General features: G+C 52.8%; 18 protein-coding genes. 17 read left to right on the top strand and 1 reads right to left on the bottom strand.

Annotation, left to right across the window (positions count from 1 at the left end; translation table 11 throughout):
- Positions 1–38 precede the first annotated feature (38 nt).
- From mioC to CMQ96_RS24255, 12 genes are all read left to right on the top strand, one after another.
- The gene (gene mioC / locus CMQ96_RS24310; protein WP_024360531.1) at positions 39–479 is read left to right on the top strand and encodes an FMN-binding protein MioC; all 441 of its coding nucleotides are present in this window, start codon (positions 39–41) and stop codon (positions 477–479) included.
- 381 nt (positions 480–860) lie between these two features.
- Positions 861–2,750 carry a tRNA uridine-5-carboxymethylaminomethyl(34) synthesis enzyme MnmG gene (gene mnmG, locus CMQ96_RS24305; protein ID WP_098067451.1) on the top strand — a complete coding sequence of 630 codons (1,890 nt, stop codon included), beginning with the start codon at positions 861–863 and terminating at the stop codon, positions 2,748–2,750.
- Positions 2,751–2,862: 112 nt separating this feature from the next.
- Positions 2,863–3,486, top strand: a complete 624-nt coding sequence (rsmG, locus tag CMQ96_RS24300) for a 16S rRNA (guanine(527)-N(7))-methyltransferase RsmG (protein WP_024360533.1) — start codon at positions 2,863–2,865, stop codon at positions 3,484–3,486.
- A 616-nt stretch (positions 3,487–4,102) separates the two neighbouring features.
- Positions 4,103–4,483 carry a F0F1 ATP synthase subunit I gene (gene atpI, locus CMQ96_RS24295; protein WP_004871906.1) on the top strand — a complete coding sequence of 127 codons (381 nt, stop codon included), beginning with the start codon at positions 4,103–4,105 and terminating at the stop codon, positions 4,481–4,483.
- 8 nt (positions 4,484–4,491) lie between these two features.
- Positions 4,492–5,307 carry a F0F1 ATP synthase subunit A gene (atpB, locus tag CMQ96_RS24290; protein ID WP_004127037.1) on the top strand — a complete coding sequence of 272 codons (816 nt, stop codon included), beginning with the start codon at positions 4,492–4,494 and terminating at the stop codon, positions 5,305–5,307.
- 47 nt (positions 5,308–5,354) lie between these two features.
- Positions 5,355–5,594, top strand: coding sequence for a F0F1 ATP synthase subunit C (gene atpE / locus CMQ96_RS24285; protein ID WP_000429386.1), 240 nt, complete (start codon positions 5,355–5,357; stop codon positions 5,592–5,594).
- A gap of 56 nt (positions 5,595–5,650) precedes the next feature.
- The gene (gene atpF, locus CMQ96_RS24280) at positions 5,651–6,121 is read left to right on the top strand and encodes a F0F1 ATP synthase subunit B (RefSeq protein WP_004107293.1); all 471 of its coding nucleotides are present in this window, start codon (positions 5,651–5,653) and stop codon (positions 6,119–6,121) included.
- 14 nt (positions 6,122–6,135) lie between these two features.
- Entirely contained in the window at positions 6,136–6,669 is a 534-nt protein-coding gene (gene atpH, locus CMQ96_RS24275; protein WP_024360534.1) for a F0F1 ATP synthase subunit delta, read from the top strand.
- 12 nt (positions 6,670–6,681) lie between these two features.
- Positions 6,682–8,223: a F0F1 ATP synthase subunit alpha gene (gene atpA / locus CMQ96_RS24270; protein ID WP_004127029.1), complete on the top strand. Its 1,542-nt coding sequence runs from the start codon at positions 6,682–6,684 to the stop codon at positions 8,221–8,223.
- A 50-nt stretch (positions 8,224–8,273) separates the two neighbouring features.
- Positions 8,274–9,137, top strand: coding sequence for a F0F1 ATP synthase subunit gamma (atpG, locus tag CMQ96_RS24265; RefSeq protein WP_004871892.1), 864 nt, complete (start codon positions 8,274–8,276; stop codon positions 9,135–9,137).
- 26 nt (positions 9,138–9,163) lie between these two features.
- Positions 9,164–10,546 carry a F0F1 ATP synthase subunit beta gene (atpD, locus tag CMQ96_RS24260; protein ID WP_004127025.1) on the top strand — a complete coding sequence of 461 codons (1,383 nt, stop codon included), beginning with the start codon at positions 9,164–9,166 and terminating at the stop codon, positions 10,544–10,546.
- A gap of 20 nt (positions 10,547–10,566) precedes the next feature.
- Positions 10,567–10,986: a F0F1 ATP synthase subunit epsilon gene (locus CMQ96_RS24255; RefSeq protein WP_004107274.1), complete on the top strand. Its 420-nt coding sequence runs from the start codon at positions 10,567–10,569 to the stop codon at positions 10,984–10,986.
- A gap of 419 nt (positions 10,987–11,405) precedes the next feature.
- On the opposite strand, the gene CMQ96_RS24250 is transcribed toward CMQ96_RS24255, so the two are convergent.
- Positions 11,406–13,577 (bottom strand): right-handed parallel beta-helix repeat-containing protein, encoded by a 2,172-nt coding sequence (locus tag CMQ96_RS24250; protein WP_098067450.1) that lies wholly within the window; start codon positions 13,575–13,577, stop codon positions 11,406–11,408.
- A gap of 345 nt (positions 13,578–13,922) precedes the next feature.
- Here CMQ96_RS24250 and glmU point away from each other — a divergent pair, with 345 nt between their 5' ends.
- The 5 genes from glmU to pstA all read left to right on the top strand — a co-directional run bounded on the left by glmU (position 13,923) and on the right by pstA (position 20,646).
- Positions 13,923–15,293, top strand: a complete 1,371-nt coding sequence (gene glmU, locus CMQ96_RS24245; protein WP_098067449.1) for a bifunctional UDP-N-acetylglucosamine diphosphorylase/glucosamine-1-phosphate N-acetyltransferase GlmU — start codon at positions 13,923–13,925, stop codon at positions 15,291–15,293.
- A gap of 181 nt (positions 15,294–15,474) precedes the next feature.
- Positions 15,475–17,304 (top strand): glutamine--fructose-6-phosphate transaminase (isomerizing), encoded by a 1,830-nt coding sequence (glmS, locus tag CMQ96_RS24240; RefSeq protein WP_004871870.1) that lies wholly within the window; start codon positions 15,475–15,477, stop codon positions 17,302–17,304.
- Between the two features lie 316 nt (positions 17,305–17,620).
- The gene (pstS, locus tag CMQ96_RS24235; RefSeq protein WP_004127017.1) at positions 17,621–18,661 is read left to right on the top strand and encodes a phosphate ABC transporter substrate-binding protein PstS; all 1,041 of its coding nucleotides are present in this window, start codon (positions 17,621–17,623) and stop codon (positions 18,659–18,661) included.
- Positions 18,662–18,796: 135 nt separating this feature from the next.
- A complete protein-coding gene (gene pstC, locus CMQ96_RS24230; RefSeq protein ID WP_004871867.1) occupies positions 18,797–19,756 on the top strand; it encodes a phosphate ABC transporter permease PstC in 960 nt (319 codons plus the stop codon).
- Entirely contained in the window at positions 19,756–20,646 is an 891-nt protein-coding gene (pstA, locus tag CMQ96_RS24225; RefSeq protein WP_004107257.1) for a phosphate ABC transporter permease PstA, read from the top strand. The genes pstC and pstA overlap by 1 nt, the downstream gene beginning before the upstream one ends.
- The last annotated feature ends 47 nt before the right edge of the window (positions 20,647–20,693 follow it).

Below are 20,693 nucleotides of genomic sequence, written 5' to 3'. Positions count from 1 at the left end.
GCGTACAATACGCCACTCTAATAGTGGAGCGGGCGATCATGGCAGAGATAACTCTTATCAGCGGCAGTACGCTGGGTAGCGCAGAATATGTATCAGAACATCTGGCGGAAAAGCTGGAAGAGGCTGGTCACAGCACGACTATCCTGCACGGACCGCTGATCGAAGATCTGCAGCCGCAGGGGATCTGGCTGGTTATCTCTTCTACTCATGGCGCCGGGGATATTCCCGATAACCTGCTGCCCTTCTATGAAGCGCTTCAGGAGAAGCAGGTCGATCTTTCTGCAGTCCATTTTGGCGCAATCGGCATTGGTAGCCGCGAATACGATACCTTCTGCGGAGCGATTGATAAGCTCGAGACTGCGCTCAAAGCCTGCGGGGCAAAACAGATCGGTGAAACGCTAAAAATTAACGTCCTCGAACATGAAATTCCGGAAGATCCGGCCGAGATTTGGCTGGGATCCTGGAAAAACTTGCTCTGAGAATTGTAAAGATCATACTTTCTTCTGTGGATAACTATGCTTAAAAGCTTGGATCAACCGGTAGTTATCCAAAGTATAACCGTTGCCTGAATTTTGTGCTGTGTATAACCCTTCATTTTGATCCCAGCTTATACGGACCAGGATCACCGATCATTCACAGAAAGCGATCCTTCTTAAACGGTTGATCCTAAACCGCGGATCTGACTTATCCACAAGACAAGCCGATCCTAATAAGAGATCACAATAAAACAGATCTCTAAATAAAAGATCTTCTTTTTAATACTCAGGATCCCGGCGCTTTCTCGAAAGGCTAAAGTTGAGTAGAATCCACGGCCCGGGCTTCAATCTATTTTCAAACCGCTTTATGCGAGGCATACCACCATGTTTTATCAGGATCCTTTTGACGTCATCATCATTGGCGGGGGTCATGCAGGCACTGAGGCCGCGATGGCCGCAGCGCGAATGGGTCAACAGACTCTGCTTTTGACACACAATATCGACACGCTGGGGCAGATGAGCTGCAATCCGGCGATTGGCGGCATTGGGAAAGGACACCTGGTAAAAGAAGTGGATGCGCTTGGCGGCCTGATGGCGAAGGCCATTGACCACGCAGGTATCCAGTTTAGGATACTAAACGCCAGCAAAGGCCCTGCCGTACGGGCGACTCGCGCTCAGGCAGACCGAGTGCTGTACCGCCAGGCCGTACGGACCGCGCTGGAAAACCAGCCTAACTTAATGATCTTCCAGCAGGCGGTGGAAGATCTGATTGTTGAGAACGATCGTGTTGTCGGCGCCGTCACCCAGATGGGGCTTAAATTCCGCGCCAAAGCGGTAGTACTGACCGTCGGAACCTTTCTTGACGGTAAGATCCATATTGGTCTCGATAACTACAGCGGCGGCCGTGCAGGCGATCCTCCGTCGATCCCGCTGTCCCGTCGTTTGCGTGAACTGCCGCTGCGCGTCAGCCGCCTGAAAACCGGTACCCCGCCGCGCATCGACGCAAGGACGATTGATTTCAGCGTTCTGGCACAGCAGCACGGCGATAATCCGATGCCGGTCTTCTCGTTTATGGGGGATGCTTCTCAACATCCGCGTCAGGTACCGTGCTATGTCACGCATACCAACGAGAAAACCCATGACGTGATCCGTAACAACCTCGATCGCAGCCCGATGTATGCCGGCGTGATTGAAGGGATCGGCCCGCGCTACTGTCCTTCGATCGAAGACAAGGTCATGCGCTTTGCCGATCGCAACCAGCACCAGATCTTCCTCGAGCCGGAAGGACTGACGTCCAACGAGATTTATCCAAACGGTATCTCCACCAGCCTGCCGTTCGATGTCCAGATGCAAATCGTCCGCTCAATGCAGGGGATGGAAAATGCAAAAATCGTTCGTCCTGGCTACGCTATTGAGTACGATTTCTTTGACCCGCGTGACCTGAAACCGACGCTGGAAAGTAAATTTATCCATGGCCTGTTCTTTGCCGGCCAGATTAACGGCACTACCGGTTATGAAGAAGCGGCCGCTCAGGGCCTGCTTGCCGGCCTCAACGCAGCTCGTTTCTCCGCCGAGAACGAGGGATGGGCGCCGGGCCGCTCTCAGGCTTACCTTGGCGTCCTGGTAGACGATCTCTGTACTCTCGGTACCAAAGAACCGTACCGCATGTTTACCTCTCGTGCGGAATACCGCCTGATGCTGCGTGAAGACAACGCCGATCTGCGCCTGACCGAACAAGGCCGTGAACTGGGTCTGGTGGATGACGAACGCTGGGCGCGTTTCAACCAGAAGCTTGAGAGCATTGAACGTGAACGTCAGCGCCTGAAAGCCAGCTGGGTTAATCCGCTGGCGGAAAGCGCTGCGGAAGTGAATGCTCATCTGACAGCGCCTTTATCCCGTGAAGCTAACGGTGAAGATTTGCTCCGTCGTCCGGAAATGACCTACGAACAGCTGGTGCAGATGACGCCGTTCTCGCCGGGTCTTGAGGACAAGCAAGCGGCGGAACAGGTCGAAATTCAGGTAAAATACGAAGGCTACATCGCGCGCCAGCAGGATGAAATCGAGAAACAACAGCGCAACGAGAACACGTTGCTGCCTGCTACGCTTGATTATCGCCAGGTGAATGGGCTGTCGAACGAGGTCATTGCCAAGTTGAACGACCATAAGCCGTCTTCGATAGGGCAGGCATCGCGTATTTCCGGCATTACGCCTGCGGCAATCTCGATTTTGCTGGTGTGGTTGAAAAAGCAGGGAATGCTGCGCCGTAGCGCCTGATTTTCCACTGAACGATACATTGGCGGATACGCATCTGACGTCCGCCAGGTTAATTTCTCAGCCCGGTAAGCGAATCGCCTCCGGGCTCATTGTTTTTAAACAGGTACCGATCGTGCTCAACAAACTTTCTCGTCTGCTTGATGAAGCAGGTATTTCACTTACCGATCACCAGAAAAACCAGCTTGTCGGCTATGTTGGCATGTTGGATAAGTGGAATAAGGCCTATAACCTGACCTCGGTTCGCGATCCTGACGAGATGCTGGTACGCCACATCCTCGATAGTATTGTTGTTGCGCCATACCTTAACGGAACGCGTTTTATCGATGTCGGTACGGGCCCAGGCCTGCCGGGGATCCCGCTGGCTATCGTGCGTCCTGAATCCCACTTCACCCTGTTAGACAGCCTTGGCAAGCGAGTACGTTTTCTCCGCCAGGTCCAGCATGAGCTAAAACTGGATAACGTCACCCCGGTACAAAGCCGCGTGGAAGCGTTCCCGGCAGAGCCGCCGTTTGATGGCGTTATTAGCCGCGCATTTGCGTCGCTGAATGACATGGTGAGCTGGTGCCATCATTTACCCGCGGAGAACGGTCACTTCTATGCGCTCAAAGGGTTAGCGCAGGAAGATGAAATGGCAAATCTACCGGAAGGGTTCGTCATTAAAGATGTTGTCGAACTGCATGTGCCTCAGCTGGAAGGGGAGCGTCACCTTGTGGTGATTCAGCCAAAAATGATTTAATTTTTATCAAAAAATGTGAAAAAAAGACGGGCCGTGCATGTTACAAAAATAAAAGTCACGGCAGGGTATTATCGGACTGTCTTTAACCATGGAGTTACCAGGGTTTTTCTTTCCGTTAACTTTGCGCGGTTACTTTACTTGCAGAATAGTCAACATTGAAAATATCAGTACGCTAAAAATCTCGCTGCTTGTCGTTCATACCGATGTTAAATATTTATTATGAATGTCAATAAAAGGTTTTTATTGTATATGGGATTGTTTTAGAAAGAATACCTACTTTTTATGTTGAATATCAAAAGGATAAAAAATCGAGTTTTATGTACAGAATTAATTCGATTTCGCGGAAAATGTTTATTATGTGATCTGATGCACGCTTTAATTGCCGATTTTTCGCGGTATTTGCAGTTTTGCATGACGGCTCACAGAACGGTGAAATGCATGAAAAGTTGTCTGTCGGAAAATAATTAAACATTTATTCACTATTTTGCTACTTATTGTTTGAAATCACGGGGCGTCACCGTATAATTTGTCCGCTTTTTGATGCTTGACTCTTCGTCTTAAAGGACGTTTTATACGACACGCGACATACCTCGAAGGGAGCAGGAGTAAAAACGTGATGTCAGTGTCGCTCTTGAGTCGAAACGTTGCTCGTAAGCTTCTGTTTATTCAGTTACTGGCAGTAATAGCAAGTGGACTGCTGTTCAGCCTCAAAGACCCTTTCTGGGGCATCTCCGCGGTGAGTGGAGGTTTGGCGGTTCTTTTGCCAAACGTGATATTTATGATTTTTGCCTGGCGTCATCAGGCGCATACACCAGCTAGAGGCCGAGTGGCCTGGTCCTTCGCCATCGGCGAAGCCTTCAAGGTGTTGCTGACCTTCGCCTTTCTGGCGATGGCGCTGGCGGTTTTGAAAGTGGTATTTTTGCCGCTGATAGTGACGTGGGTTTTGGTGCTGGTGGTACAAGTTCTGGCGCCAGCTGTAATTAACAACAAAGGGTAAAAGGCATCATGGCTTCAGAAAATATGACGCCGCAGGATTACATAGGCCACCATCTGAATAACCTTCAGCTGGACCTGCGTACATTCTCGCTGGTGGATCCGCACAACCCCCCGGCCACCTTCTGGACGCTCAACATTGACTCCATGTTTTTCTCAGTGGTGCTCGGTCTGTTATTCCTGTTTATGTTCCGCAGCGTGGCTAAAAAGGCGACAACCGGCGTACCTGGTAAATTCCAGACCTTTATTGAGATGATCATCGGCTTCGTCCATGGCAGCGTCAAAGATATGTATCATGGCAAGAGCAAGGTCATTGCTCCGCTGGCCCTCACCGTGTTCGTCTGGGTATTCCTGATGAACCTGATGGATCTGCTGCCTATCGACTTTATCCCTTGGATCGGCGAACACGTTCTCGGTCTGCCTGCTCTGCGCGTGGTGCCGTCAGCTGACGTTAACATCACCCTGTCGATGGCGCTTGGCGTATTTATCCTGATTCTTTTCTACAGCATCAAAATGAAAGGCGTGGGCGGGTTCGTTAAAGAACTGACCCTGCAGCCGTTCAATCACTGGGCGTTCATTCCTGTCAACTTAATCCTTGAAGGGGTAAGCCTGCTGTCAAAACCTGTATCACTGGGTCTGCGACTGTTCGGCAACATGTATGCCGGTGAGCTGATTTTCATTCTGATTGCTGGCCTGTTGCCGTGGTGGTCACAGTGGATTCTGAATGTGCCATGGGCCATTTTCCACATCCTGATTATTACGCTGCAAGCCTTCATCTTCATGGTTCTGACGATCGTCTATCTGTCGATGGCATCTGAAGAGCATTGATTTTTACCAACATACTACGTTTTAACTGAAACAAACTGGAGACTGTCATGGAAAACCTGAATATGGATCTGCTGTACATGGCTGCCGCTGTGATGATGGGTCTGGCGGCAATCGGTGCTGCGATCGGTATCGGCATCCTCGGGGGTAAATTCCTGGAAGGCGCAGCGCGTCAACCGGATCTGATTCCTCTGCTGCGTACTCAGTTCTTTATCGTTATGGGTCTGGTGGATGCTATCCCGATGATCGCTGTAGGTCTGGGTCTGTACGTGATGTTCGCCGTCGCGTAGTAAGTTGTTCGAAAGAAACCTAAGCCACAGAGTTATTTTTTAAGAGGTATTGTGCTGTGAACATGAACGCAACAATCCTCGGCCAGGCCATCGCGTTTGTTATCTTCGTATGGTTCTGCATGAAGTATGTATGGCCGCCGTTAATGGCTGCCATCGAAAAGCGCCAGAAAGAAATTTCTGACGGTTTAGCTTCTGCAGAACGCGCTAAGAAAGATTTGGACCTTGCACAGGCCAACGCGACCGACCAGCTGAAAAAAGCGAAAGCGGAAGCCCAGGTAATCATCGAGCAGGCGAACAAGCGTCGCTCTCAGATCCTGGACGAAGCAAAAGCGGAAGCAGAACAGGAACGCACCAAAATCGTCGCACAGGCGCAGGCTGAAATCGATGCCGAACGTAAACGTGCTCGTGAGGAGCTGCGTAAGCAGGTCGCTATCCTGGCTGTTGCTGGCGCCGAGAAGATCATCGAACGTTCCGTGGATGAAGCTGCTAACAGCGACATCGTGGATAAACTTGTCGCTGAACTGTAAGGAGGGAGGGGCTGATGTCTGAATTTGTAACGGTAGCTCGCCCCTACGCCAAAGCAGCTTTTGACTTTGCCGTCGAACACAACAGCGTTGAACGCTGGCAGGATATGCTGGCGTTTGTCGCTGAAGTGACGAAAAACGAACAAATGACAGAGCTACTCTCCGGCGCACTGGCGCCAGAAACGCTCTCTGATGTGTTTATCGCGGTCTGTGGTGAGCAACTGGACGAAAATGGCCAAAACCTGATTCGGGTAATGGCTGAAAATGGTCGTCTGAATGCGCTCCCTGATGTTCTCGAGCAGTTCATTCACCTGCGCGCTGCCAGTGAGGCAACCGCAGAGGTAGAAGTTATTTCTGCCGCTCAAATGAGTGACGAACAGCTTGCGAAAATTACCGCCGCGATGGAAAAACGTCTGTCACGCAAAGTTAAGCTGAATTGCAAAATCGATAAGTCTGTAATGGCAGGCGTAATCATCCGTTCGGGTGATATGGTCATTGATGGTAGCGTACGCGGCCGTCTTGAACGCCTTGCAGACGTCTTGCAGTCTTAAGGGGACTGGAGCATGCAACTGAATTCCACCGAAATCAGCGAACTGATCAAGCAGCGCATTGCTCAGTTCAATGTTGTGAGCGAGGCTCATAACGAAGGTACTATCGTTTCTGTAAGTGACGGTGTTATCCGCATTCACGGCCTGGCCGATTGTATGCAGGGTGAGATGATCGCTCTGCCGGGTAACCGTTACGCTATCGCACTGAACCTGGAGCGCGACTCCGTAGGTGCCGTTGTGATGGGTCCGTACGCTGACCTCGCCGAAGGTATGAAGGTTAAATGTACTGGCCGTATCCTTGAAGTTCCGGTTGGCCGCGGCCTGCTGGGACGTGTGGTTAACACCCTGGGTGCACCGATTGATGGTAAAGGTCCGCTGGAGCACGACGGCTTCTCCGCCGTTGAAGCTATCGCACCGGGCGTCATCGAACGTCAGTCCGTCGATCAGCCGGTGCAGACCGGTTATAAATCCGTTGATGCCATGATCCCAATCGGTCGTGGACAGCGTGAACTGATTATCGGCGACCGTCAGACGGGTAAAACCGCTCTGGCCATCGACGCCATCATCAACCAGCGTGATTCCGGCATCAAGTGCGTCTACGTAGCTATCGGCCAGAAAGCGTCCACCATTTCTAACGTGGTACGTAAACTGGAAGAACACGGCGCGCTGGCTAACACCATCGTTGTGGTTGCTACCGCATCTGAATCTGCCGCACTGCAATACCTGGCGCCGTATGCCGGTTGTGCAATGGGTGAATACTTCCGCGACCGCGGTGAAGATGCGCTGATCATTTATGATGACCTGTCTAAACAGGCCGTTGCTTACCGTCAGATCTCCCTGCTGCTCCGTCGTCCGCCAGGACGTGAAGCATTCCCGGGCGACGTATTCTACCTCCACTCTCGTCTGCTGGAGCGTGCCGCACGTGTTAACGTCGAATACGTTGAAGCTTTCACCAAAGGTGAAGTGAAAGGTAAAACCGGTTCTCTGACCGCGCTGCCGATTATCGAAACCCAGGCGGGTGACGTTTCTGCGTTCGTTCCGACCAACGTAATTTCCATTACCGATGGTCAGATCTTCCTGGAAACCAACCTGTTCAACTCCGGTATTCGTCCTGCGGTTAACCCGGGTATCTCCGTATCCCGTGTTGGTGGTGCAGCTCAGACCAAGATCATGAAGAAACTGTCCGGTGGTATTCGTACCGCTCTGGCACAGTATCGCGAACTGGCGGCGTTCTCGCAGTTTGCCTCTGACCTTGATGATGCAACCCGTAAGCAGCTGGACCACGGTCAGAAAGTGACCGAACTGCTGAAACAGAAACAGTATGCGCCGATGTCCGTTGCGCAGCAGTCTCTGGTTCTGTTCGCGGCAGAACGTGGTTATCTGGCGGATGTCGAGCTGTCGAAAATCGGTAGCTTTGAAGCCGCTCTGCTGGCTTACGTCGACCGTGATCACGCTCCGTTGATGCAAGAGATCAACCAGTCCGGTGGCTATAACGACGAAATCGAAGGCAAGCTGAAAGGCATCCTCGATTCCTTCAAAGCAACCCAATCCTGGTAAAGTCTGGCGGCTTGCTCTAGGGCAGGCCGCAAGGCATTGAGGAGAAGCTCATGGCCGGCGCAAAAGAGATACGTAGTAAGATCGCAAGCGTCCAGAACACGCAAAAGATCACTAAAGCGATGGAAATGGTCGCCGCTTCCAAAATGCGTAAATCGCAGGAGCGCATGGCGGCCAGCCGTCCATATGCAGATACCATGCGCAAAGTGATCGGTCACCTTGCGAACGGTAATCTGGAATATAAGCACCCTTACCTGGAAGAACGCGACGTTAAACGCGTGGGCTACCTGGTGGTGTCTACCGACCGTGGTCTGTGCGGTGGCTTGAACATTAACCTGTTCAAAAAGCTGCTGGCGGAAATGAAAGCATGGTCCGATAAAGGCGTTCAGTGCGAACTCGCAATGATCGGCTCGAAGGGCGTGTCGTTCTTTAATTCCGTTAGCGGTAATGTTGTCGCCCAGGTGACGGGTATGGGGGATAACCCCTCCCTGTCCGAACTGATCGGTCCGGTAAAAGTGATGTTGCAGGCCTACGATGAAGGCCGTCTGGACAAGCTGTATATTGTCAGCAACAAATTTATTAACACCATGTCTCAGGTTCCAACCATTACTCAGCTGCTGCCGTTACCGGCTTCAGAAGAGGGTGAGTTGAAGCGTAAATCCTGGGATTACCTGTATGAACCCGATCCGAAAGCGCTGCTGGATACCCTGCTGCGTCGTTATGTGGAATCTCAGGTTTATCAGGGTGTGGTAGAAAACCTGGCCAGCGAGCAGGCCGCACGTATGGTGGCGATGAAAGCCGCGACCGACAATGGCGGCAGCCTGATTAAAGAGCTGCAGTTGGTATACAACAAAGCTCGTCAGGCCAGCATTACTCAGGAACTCACCGAGATCGTCGGTGGAGCATCCGCGGTATAACCAGGTTAATTCGTAGAGGATTCAAGATGGCTACTGGAAAAATTGTCCAGGTAATCGGCGCCGTGGTCGACGTCGAATTCCCTCAGGATGCCGTACCGCGCGTGTACGAGGCTCTTGAGGTGCAAAATGGTAGTGAGAAGCTGGTGCTGGAAGTTCAGCAGCAGCTCGGCGGCGGTATTGTTCGTACCATCGCCATGGGTTCTTCCGACGGTCTGCGTCGCGGTCTGGAAGTAAAAGACCTCGAGCACCCGATCGAAGTCCCGGTAGGTAAAGCCACGCTGGGTCGTATCATGAACGTACTGGGCCAACCGGTAGACATGAAAGGCGACATCGGCGAAGAAGAGCGTTGGGCTATCCACCGTGCAGCACCTTCCTACGAAGAGTTGTCAAACTCTCAGGAACTGCTGGAAACCGGCATCAAAGTTATCGACCTGATGTGTCCGTTTGCGAAGGGCGGTAAAGTTGGTCTGTTCGGTGGTGCGGGTGTAGGTAAAACCGTAAACATGATGGAGCTGATCCGTAACATCGCGATCGAGCACTCCGGTTACTCCGTGTTTGCGGGCGTAGGTGAACGTACTCGTGAGGGTAACGACTTCTACCACGAAATGACCGACTCCAACGTTATCGATAAAGTATCCCTGGTGTATGGCCAGATGAACGAGCCGCCGGGAAACCGTCTGCGCGTTGCGCTGACCGGCCTGACCATGGCTGAGAAGTTCCGTGACGAAGGTCGTGACGTTCTGCTGTTCGTGGATAACATCTACCGTTACACCCTGGCCGGTACTGAAGTATCCGCACTGCTGGGCCGTATGCCTTCAGCGGTAGGTTACCAGCCGACCCTGGCGGAAGAGATGGGCGTTCTGCAGGAACGTATCACCTCGACCAAAACCGGTTCAATCACTTCCGTACAGGCGGTATACGTACCTGCGGATGACTTGACTGACCCGTCTCCAGCCACCACCTTTGCGCACCTTGACGCAACCGTGGTACTGAGCCGTCAGATCGCCTCTCTGGGTATCTACCCGGCAGTTGACCCGCTGGACTCCACCAGCCGTCAGCTGGATCCGCTGGTTGTTGGTCAGGAGCACTACGACACCGCTCGTGGCGTTCAGTCCATCCTGCAGCGTTATCAGGAACTGAAAGACATCATCGCCATCCTGGGTATGGATGAACTGTCTGAAGAAGATAAACTGGTGGTAGCTCGCGCGCGTAAGATTCAGCGCTTCCTGTCCCAGCCGTTCTTCGTGGCAGAAGTATTTACCGGTTCTCCGGGCAAATATGTTTCCCTGAAAGACACCATCCGTGGCTTTAAAGGCATCATGGAAGGCGAATACGATCACCTGCCGGAGCAGGCGTTCTACATGGTCGGTTCTATCGACGAAGCCGTGGAAAAAGCCAAAAAACTTTAACGCCTTAATCGGAGGGTGATATGGCAATGACTTACCACCTGGACGTCGTCAGCGCAGAGAAACAAATGTTCTCTGGTCTGGTCGAGAAAATCCAGGTAACGGGTAGTGAAGGTGAACTGGGTATTTACCCGGGGCACGCGCCGCTGCTCACCGCCATTAAGCCTGGTATGATTCGCATCGTTAAGCAGCACGGTCACGAAGAATTTATCTACCTGTCAGGCGGCATTCTTGAAGTGCAGCCGGGTAGCACGACCGTTCTGGCTGATACGGCAATTCGTGGCCAGGATCTCGACGAAGCGCGAGCCCTGGAAGCGAAACGTAAGGCTGAAGAGCACATTAAGAGCTCTCATGGTGACGTGGACTACGCTCAGGCGTCTGCGGAACTGGCCAAAGCGATCGCTAAACTGCGCGTTATCGAGTTGACCAAAAAAGCGATGTAACACCGGCTTGAACGTTAAAAAGCCAGTCTGGTTTCCAGGCTGGCTTTTTTTATGGCTTCGTTTCAGAAAAAGCAAAATTAAAAAGCGGGTTTAAAAATTTTGTGATGTATATCTCATTTTTGTTGATCGTTTAAAAGATGAAGCGTAGACTTATTTTTGTGATGTTAATCACAAAAAAAAGAGTTCATCAAAAACGTAATCGCTATCCAGGAAGAGATCATGAAACTGCTTAATAAAATCGTCGCTTTCTTCAGTGCTATGAACGTAACCTTCGGTACGTTCAACCACTAAGAAGTCCGCTCTCCAGACTGCTTATGCGCTGTACCGCTAACTAAAACGACAACACATGCGGTGTGAAGCAGGAAAGGAAGTAAAAAGGTCGCCCGAGGGCGACCTTTATGTTTTTAGCGTGTCCCTGGTTAATTGCGGCTAAGGAAGTTACCGGTGTTAAAGCTGCCGTCGGCCTCACGCGTCAGCGGATCCGGCAGCGTCAGAGTCTGATAGTCGGCGCTGTGAATGCTCTTTCCCTGGGCGTTGGTGCTTCGGCCACCGTGGATAAAGTAGTTGCTATCATCAATGTTCCCGATAACGGCATCGTCATATTTCCCCGGCTGGCTGCGCAGAGAAAGGTTATCGCTGAAGGTACCCTGCGTTTCCGGTGCGCCATACGGGCTTGGGCGGAATAGATAGTTAAAGCGCTGGTTATCCACCGCGACGTTATTGACCACTACCAGCTTGCCAGGATTGAAGTTGTCGGTAAAACCGTCCAGATGATTGCCGATGGCGATGCTGTTGCGTACCTCGTGGGCGACCGGCTGCCCTTCCCCACCGAGCTTAAAGCCGTTGCTGGTATTATTGCGGGCAATGGAGTTCTCGATCACCACAACGCCGTTAGCGCCGTCCTCAATCTTATTGAACAGATCGAAGCCGTCGTCGATATTATCGTGTGAGTAACAGCCCTCCAGCCGGTTACCCTCCCCTACGCGCATTTTCACCGCAAAGCCATCGGCGTTAATTTTACCCGGATCTTCGTTATTAAAGGATTCAGAATTCACCACCCGGTTATGGCTGGCCCACAGCGGGCGTCCGACATCCGCCGGAGAGGAAATTTGAATGCCGGTATCATCGTTCCGATACGCGGTGACGTTCTCGATCAGGTTATGGCTACCCTGTACGCGCAGGCTCTTGTCCGTAATGTCTACTCCATTGATATGCCAGTAGCTGGCATCCAGCAGGAGCCCGTGAATCACGGCTTTTCCGTCGGCTTTCAGGGTTTTGACTTTGTCTTTCAGGCCGCTGGCGCTAACCGGGATGGTTGTTTGCGGATAATCACCTGCGGCTAATACAATTTGCCCGCCAGGGGGAACGAGGTCGACAGCGGTGGCTAAATCCAGCGGCGAGTCCGTCGTCCCTTTAGCCTGCGACAGCCCATCCGGCGCGGCGTACAGCGTATTGCCTGTCACATTGGCGCTCTGTTCAACCGTCAGCGTTTGGGTCAGCGTGTTTGCGCCGGTGGCTGGAGTGAAGCTAATTTCGAATGTGCTTTTATCTTTCAGAACGGCAGGCTGGGTATACATCTCTCCGGCCTTCACGGCTTTATCCTGCCCGATCACCACTTCATCCTGACGCACGGTGATGCGTCCGTCACTATTCGTGCGCGCCTGCAGGAGATACTCTTTGCTCTGGCTTTTTGTCCCCGAGGCAATTTGCATGACCGGCGGCCAGCTTTTGGCAACATACGGGGCGGAGGGAACCGTATTTGCCGCGGAGGTCGTCAGGGAAGCATTGCTGACGGTGATTTTGGCGTTACGTGAGGCGAAGAAACCGACGTAGTAATGTTCTTTATCCTGCTGAGCAATCAGATCGGCGTGAGGAACCCGCTGACTTACCCATTCATTACTGCCCGTTGCCGCCCATGAGGTAATAAATCCGTCGTTAGTACGTTCCAGCTTAAGCTGAAACGTCGGGGTTTGCTGGATATCGATTTTCTCTTTGTAACTTTGACGCTTGATTGCAGCGCCCGCATTGCCCCACGGTTGGGTTATCCCTTCCCGGCTAATAGCCTGCAGCTTGATATGCGAGCCATCTTTTTTATCCTGGGTCATAATGGCGTTCATCACCATATTGGATGCCGCCGGGAACTCTTCGTAGCCGACCTTGAGAGGCTGTTGGCGCGGGTTGCCAATGACGTCGCGGACCAGCAGTCCCGCGCCTTCCTGCGCCGCCGGACGCGCGCCATTTTCCGGTCCAAACTGATTGACGGTCACCGTAGCCTGCAGGATAAAATTCTTATTGGTTGGCAGCTCGGTGTAAAAGAAGGTCAGTCCGTCGTGGGAGTTGGCAATTTTACCTCCCCGGCTCTCGATGGTAATGGGCTGGCTGAGATCGGCGGAATCCTGCGGCGTCAGCTTTTTCCCGGCAATGGTGACATCATTGACGCCAATTTTTTCCGGCAACACGTTCGAGGAAAAGTTACTGTCGGTGGATTGCCCAAAGGCGATTGCCCGCCACTGATGGCCTTCGTTGGCCTGCAGCGGTAGCGCGATCATCGTACTGCAAAGGGTTAATGCCAAAGGTATTTTGTTTTTCATTTTTTTCTCCTGGGTAATTATTAACCGGCATTATCAGGAAAATGAAATGGTGTTTCTATTTATTACGTCACAATTAATGAATATTAAAACCGCGTTTTACTTTATGGATTTTCTTTATTTTTCCATCAAAAAAACAGCAAAAGCAGAGGGATAGCCGGTATCCCTCCCCGTTAAAATGCTTTTTTTGCGCTAAACGGGTTTGCGCTGGCTAAAAATACCCACCTAAAATGGTGTATAGCGTTACGCTTGTGCGTTTTATCTTCGTCTCGTTTCATGATGAAAAATATGTAGATATTTCAACGTGAAAGGCTTTTACTTTTCGTTCTAACAGCAGTCAGGATGCGTATGTCAAACAGTCCGATGAGCGTGGTTATTCTTGCCGCAGGCAAAGGTACCCGCATGTATTCCGATCTTCCTAAGGTGTTGCATTCGCTGGCCGGAAAGCCGATGGTGCAGCATGTTATTGATGCGGCTAAAGAATTAGGGGCATCCGCCGTACATCTGGTGTACGGGCACGGCGGCGACCTGCTTCGCCAGACGCTGCGCGAAGACAATCTTAACTGGGTCCTACAGGCCGAACAGCTTGGTACCGGCCACGCCATGCAGCAGGCGGCGCCGTTCTTCAGCGACGATGAAGATATCCTGATGCTGTACGGCGACGTGCCGCTTATTTCCGTCGAAACATTACAGCGCCTGCGGGACGCGAAACCGCAGGGCGGTATCGGCCTGTTGACGGTGAAGCTGGACGATCCGACCGGCTATGGCCGCATTACGCGCGATAACGGCGCGGTGACGGGTATTGTTGAGCATAAAGACGCCAGCGAAGAGCAGCGCCTGATTCAGGAAATTAATACCGGGATTCTGGTCGCCAACGGGGCGGATCTTAAACGCTGGCTGGCTAAGCTCACCAACAACAACGTTCAGGGCGAATACTACATCACCGACATTATCGCCATGGCCTATCAAGAAGGTCGTGAAATTACCGCTGTACATCCGCAACGGTTAAGCGAAGTGGAAGGCGTGAATAACCGCCTGCAGCTCTCCCGCCTTGAACGCGTCTGGCAGTCTGAACAGGCTGAAAAGCTGCTGCTCGCGGGCGTTATGCTGCGCGATCCGGCGCGTTTTGATCTGCGCGGCGTGCTGAAACACGGGTGCGATGTCGAAATTGATACTAACGTTATCCTCGAAGGTGACGTGGTGCTGGGGGATCGGGTCAAGATCGGCGCTGGCTGCGTCATCAAGAACAGCACCATTGGTGATGATTGCGAGATTAGCCCCTATACCGTGGTGGAGGATGCGCATCTGGAAGCCGCCTGTACCATTGGACCGTTCGCGCGGCTGCGCCCAGGCGCTGAGCTTCTGGAAGGCGCGCACGTTGGCAACTTTGTCGAAATTAAAAAGGCGCGCTTGGGTAAAGGCACAAAAGCCGGGCATCTCTCCTATCTCGGAGACGCCGAGATTGGCGATAACGTCAATATCGGCGCGGGCACCATCACCTGTAACTATGATGGCGTAAATAAGCACAAAACGGTGATTGGCGATGACGTGTTTGTTGGCTCTGACAGCCAGCTGGTCGCGCCGGTGACCGTCGGCAATGGCGTCACCATTGCTGCAGGAACAACGGTAACGCGTGACGTTGCCGATAATGAATTAGTGTTAAGCCGCGTGCCGCAGGTCCATAAACAGGGCTGGCAGCGCCCGGTGAAGAAAAAGTAACGCTATTTCTCTTTCGCCCTTTCGGGGAGAAAGAGCGGGGTGAGGGGATAACATAATCCTCCCCCCACGGCAGTACCCATAAAAATAACCCCACTCTCTACAAGGCTCGGGGCGCCCGAAATTCGGGTAAACAGGTTGACCGACAACGTATGGCATACAGCCAAAATCGGAATGAAAAACTATGTGTGGAATTGTTGGCGCAGTCGCGCAGCGTGATATTGCTGAAATCCTTCTCGAAGGTTTACGTCGTCTGGAATACCGCGGTTACGACTCTGCCGGTCTGGCAGTCGTCGATAACGAAGGTCATATGAACCGCGTTCGTCGCCTTGGGAAAGTACAGATGCTGGCCCAGGCACTGGAAGAACATCCGTTGCACGGCGGTACCGGGATTGCCCATACCCGCTGGGCGACGCACGGCGAACCGTCTGAAGGTAACGCGCATCCGCATGTTTCTGACCATATTGTGGTGGTGCATAACGGGATCATCGAAAACCATGAGCCGCTGCGCGAGCTGTTGCAGTCGCGAGGCTACGTTTTTGTCTCCGAGACTGACACGGAAGTGATTGCGCATCTCGTTCACTGGGAGCTGGAACAAGGTGGCACCCTGCGTGAAGCCGTTCTGCGAACCATCCCGCAGCTGCGTGGCGCTTACGGCACCGTGATCATGGATACCCGCGATCCGGGTACGCTGCTGGCCGCTCGTTCAGGCAGCCCGCTGGTCATTGGCCTGGGGATGGGGGAAAACTTCATTGCCTCCGATCAGCTGGCGCTGCTGCCGGTTACCCGCCGCTTTATCTTCCTCGAAGAGGGCGATATTGCTGAGGTTACCCGCCGTTCGGTGACTATCTTTGATAAATCCGGCGCCGAAGTGCAGCGCCCGGACATCGAATCCAATCTGCAGTACGATGCGGGCGATAAAGGTATCTATCGCCACTACATGCAAAAAGAGATCTACGAGCAGCCGAACGCTATCAAAAATACCCTTTCCGGGCGCATTAGCCATGGTGAGGTTGATTTAAGCGAGCTGGGCCCGCAGGCTAACGAGCTGCTGTCGCAGGTCGAGCATATTCAGATCATCGCCTGCGGCACCTCCTATAACTCAGGTATGGTTTCCCGCTACTGGTTTGAGTCGCTGGCAGGGGTACCGTGCGATGTCGAAATTGCCTCCGAGTTCCGCTACCGCAAATCGGCCGTGCGTCGCAATAGCCTGATGATCACCCTCTCTCAGTCAGGCGAAACGGCAGATACGCTGGCCGGTCTGCGCCTGTCGAAAGAGCTGGGCTATCTGGGCTCGCTGGCGATTTGTAATGTGCCTGGTTCCTCTCTGGTGCGTGAATCCGATCTGGCGATGATGACCAACGCCGGAACGGAAATCGGCGTCGCCTCGACCAAAGCCTTCACTACGCAGCTGACCGTTCTGCTGATGCTGGTGGCGAAACTGGCGCGCCTCAAAGGCCAGGACGCCGCTATCGAACACGAGATCGTGCATGGCCTGCAGGCGCTGCCGAGCCGCATTGAGCAGGTGCTTTCGCAGGATAAGCGTATCGAAGCGCTGGCTGAGAATTTCTCTGACAAACACCACGCGCTGTTCCTTGGACGCGGCGATCAGTATCCCATCGCCCTCGAAGGGGCGCTGAAGCTGAAAGAGATCTCCTATATTCACGCAGAAGCCTATGCTGCCGGTGAGCTGAAGCATGGTCCACTGGCGCTGATTGACGCTGAGATGCCGGTAGTGGTGGTGGCGCCGAACAACGAACTGCTGGAAAAACTGAAATCCAACATTGAAGAAGTTCGCGCCCGCGGCGGCCAGCTGTACGTCTTTGCTGACGGCGATGCGGGTTTCACCAGCAGCGACAATATGCACATCATCGAGATGCCGCACGTTGAAGAGGTTATCGCGCCAATCTTCTACACCGTACCGCTGCAGCTGCTGGCGTATCACGTCGCGCTGATCAAAGGGACTGACGTTGACCAGCCGCGTAACCTGGCGAAATCGGTTACCGTGGAATAACGGTTTTTACATCGTGACAGGGCTGCCGTCCGGCAGCCCTTTTTATTTGCGGCGAACGGCGAGATCCCACCCGCTTTATGACAGTCTGTCATTTTTGAGACGCTTTTTTGCCGTCATAAAAATAAAATTTTCCGGCAATCTTTTCCTCATTATCTTTATTAACAATATGATTTGTATTGTTTTTATTTAGCGTGAAATCCCGCCTTTTCGCATGTCATAAAACTGTAATAATTCGTACATTTTACTGTCACCTGTTTGTCCTATTTTGCTCACCATAGCTTCGAAACAATGGTTTACGAATCCAGCAGGAGACATTATGAACGTTATGCGTACCACCGTCGCAACAGTTGTCGCCGCGACCTTATCGATGAGCGCTTTCTCTGTTTTTGCAGCAGCAAGCCTGACTGGCGCAGGCGCAACTTTCCCCGCGCCGGTGTATGCCAAGTGGGCAGATACCTATAACAAAGAAACGGGTAATAAAGTCAATTACCAGGGTATCGGCTCCTCTGGCGGCGTAAAACAAATTACGGCCAACACCGTAGACTTTGGCGCTTCTGATGCCCCTCTGGCTGACGATAAACTGGCTCAGGAAGGTCTGTTCCAGTTCCCGACCGTTATTGGCGGCGTGGTGCTGGCGATTAACCTGCCTGGCGTGAAATCCGGCGAGCTGGTGCTTGATGGTAAAACGCTGGGTGATATCTACCTTGGCAAAATCAAAAAATGGGATGATGCAGCGATTGCTAAGCTTAACCCGGGCATGAAGCTGCCTTCTCAGAATATCGCAGTGGTTCGTCGTGCCGATGGTTCCGGTACTTCTTTCGTTTTCACCAGCTATCTGGCGAAGGTGAACGAAGAGTGGAAATCTAAAATCGGCGCGGGTTCAACCGTAAACTGGCCGACCGGACTGGGCGGTAAGGGCAACGACGGCATCGCCGCGTTTGTTCAGCGTCTGCCGGGTTCTATCGGCTACGTCGAATATGCCTACGCAAAACAGAATAACCTCGCTTACACCAAACTGCTGTCCGCCGATGGCAAGCCGGTGAGCCCGACTGAAGATAACTTCGCTAACGCGGCGAAAGAAATCGACTGGAGCAAATCCTTTGCACAGGATCTGACTAACCAGAAAGGCGACAACGCATGGCCGATTACCTCGACTACCTTCATTCTGGTTCACAAGGCTTCCAACAAGCCAGAGCAGACCGCTGAAGTGCTGAAGTTCTTCGACTGGGCGTATAAAAACGGCGGTAAAGAGGCTAACGCGCTGGATTATGCAACCCTGCCGGAAAGCGTGGTTGAGCAGGTTCGCGCGGCATGGAAGACCAACGTCAAGGATAGCAGCGGTAAAGCGCTGTACTAATACCCGTCATACTTCGAGCTACAGGCGCGTTGGCAGCGCTTGCCTGCAGCTCGAATTATTTAGGGTATGGCATTACCTTTGTCAGAAAGATCAGTAAACTACGATTTTTTCTGGCCCGAAACTGAAGAGTAACTTATGGCTGCAACCAAGCCGGCATTTAACCCTCCGGGGAAAAAGGGTGACATAATTTTCAGCGTGCTGGTAAAACTGGCGGCGCTGATTGTGCTATTGATGCTTGGCGGCATCATCGTCTCCCTTATCATCTCGTCCTGGCCAAGCATTGAGAAATTCGGCTTTGCCTTTCTGTGGACCAAAGAGTGGGATGCGCCGAACCAGATTTTCGGTGCCCTGGTGCCTATTTACGGAACGCTGGTCACCTCATTTATCGCGCTGCTGATCGCCGTGCCGGTGAGCTTCGGTATCGCGCTGTTTTTGACCGAACTGTCACCCGCCTGGCTCAAGCGCCCGCTGGGTATCGCCATTGAGCTGCTGGCCGCGATTCCCAGTATCGTATACGGCATGTGGGGTCTGTTTATTTTCGCCCCGCTGTTTGCGACCTACTTCCAGGAGCCAGTTGGCAACGTTCTCTCGACCATTCCGTTCGTTGGCGCGCTCTTTGCGGGCCCGGCATTTGGTATCGGTATTCTGGCGGCAGGCGTGATTCTGGCCATCATGATCATCCCTTATATCGCGGCCGTTATGCGTGACGTCTTTGAACAGACGCCGGTGATGATGAAAGAGTCGGCATACGGTATCGGCTGTACAACGTGGGAAGTTATCTGGCGTATCGTTCTGCCCTTTACCAAAAACGGCGTTATCGGCGGAGTGATGCTCGGACTGGGGCGCGCGCTGGGGGAAACCATGGCGGTGACCTTTATTATCGGCAACACCTACCAGCTTGATAGCGTTTCATTATATATGCCAGGCAACAGCATCACCTCCGCGCTGGCCAATGAGTTTGCCGAGGCGGAAACCGGGCTGCACGTTGCCGCATTGATGGAGCTGGGCCTGATTCTCTTCGTTATTACCTTTATTGTTCTTGCCGCATCGAAGTTTATGATTATGCGTCTGGCTAAGAACGAGGGGGCACGCTAATGGCGACGATTGAACTACAAACCACCGCGGAGCTGGCGGAGTCTCGCCGCAAAATGCAGGCAAAACGCCGCATGAAAAACCGCCTCGCCCTGACGCTATCGATGGCGACCATGGCGTTTGGCCTGTTCTGGCTTATCTGGATCCTGATGTCCACCGTTACCCGCGGCATCGACGGCATGAGCCTGGCGCTGTTTACCGAAATGACCCCGCCGCCAAATACGGCGGGCGGCGGTCTGGCAAACGCCCTGGCGGGTAGCGGATTGTTGATTCTGTGGTCGACGGTTATCGGTACCCCTCTGGGCATTCTGGCGGGGATTTATCTGGCGGAATATGGCCGTAAATCCTGGCTGGCGGAAGTGATTCGGTTTATTAACGATATCCTGCTTTCCGCGCCGTCGATTGTCGTCGGTCTGTTTGTGTACACCATCGTCGTTGCGCAAATGCAGCACTTTTCCGGCTGGGCGGGCGTGATTGCGCTGGCGTTGCTGCAGGTGCCTATCGTTATTCGTACCACTGAAAACATGCTGAAGCTGGTTCCGGACAGCCTGCGCGAGGCGGCTTATGCGCTGGGTACGCCGAAGTGGCGCATGATTTCTGCGATCACCCTGAAGGCATCGGTATCGGGCATTATGACCGGTATCCTGCTGGCCATCGCCCGTATCGCCGGGGAAACGGCGCCGCTGCTGTTTACCGCGCTCTCCAATCAGTTCTGGAGCACCGATATGATGCAGCCGATCGCTAACCTGCCGGTAACGATTTTCAAATTTGCCATGAGTCCGTTTGCTGAGTGGCAGCAACTGGCATGGGCCGGGGTCTTGATTATCACCCTGTGCGTATTGCTGCTGAACATTCTGGCGCGCGTTATTTTCGCGAAGAATAAACACGGTTAATTTTTGCGGCGCGGCGAAACGCGGCGCCGAATGAGGAAGAGAACGAG

Origin of the sequence: Klebsiella sp. MBT K-1 (assembly GCF_002556465.1) — a bacterium.
Classification (GTDB): Bacteria; Pseudomonadota; Gammaproteobacteria; order Enterobacterales; family Enterobacteriaceae; genus Klebsiella; species Klebsiella grimontii.
Note: the sequence above shows the minus strand (reverse complement) of the source record. Positions and strands in the feature narration are given on the sequence as shown.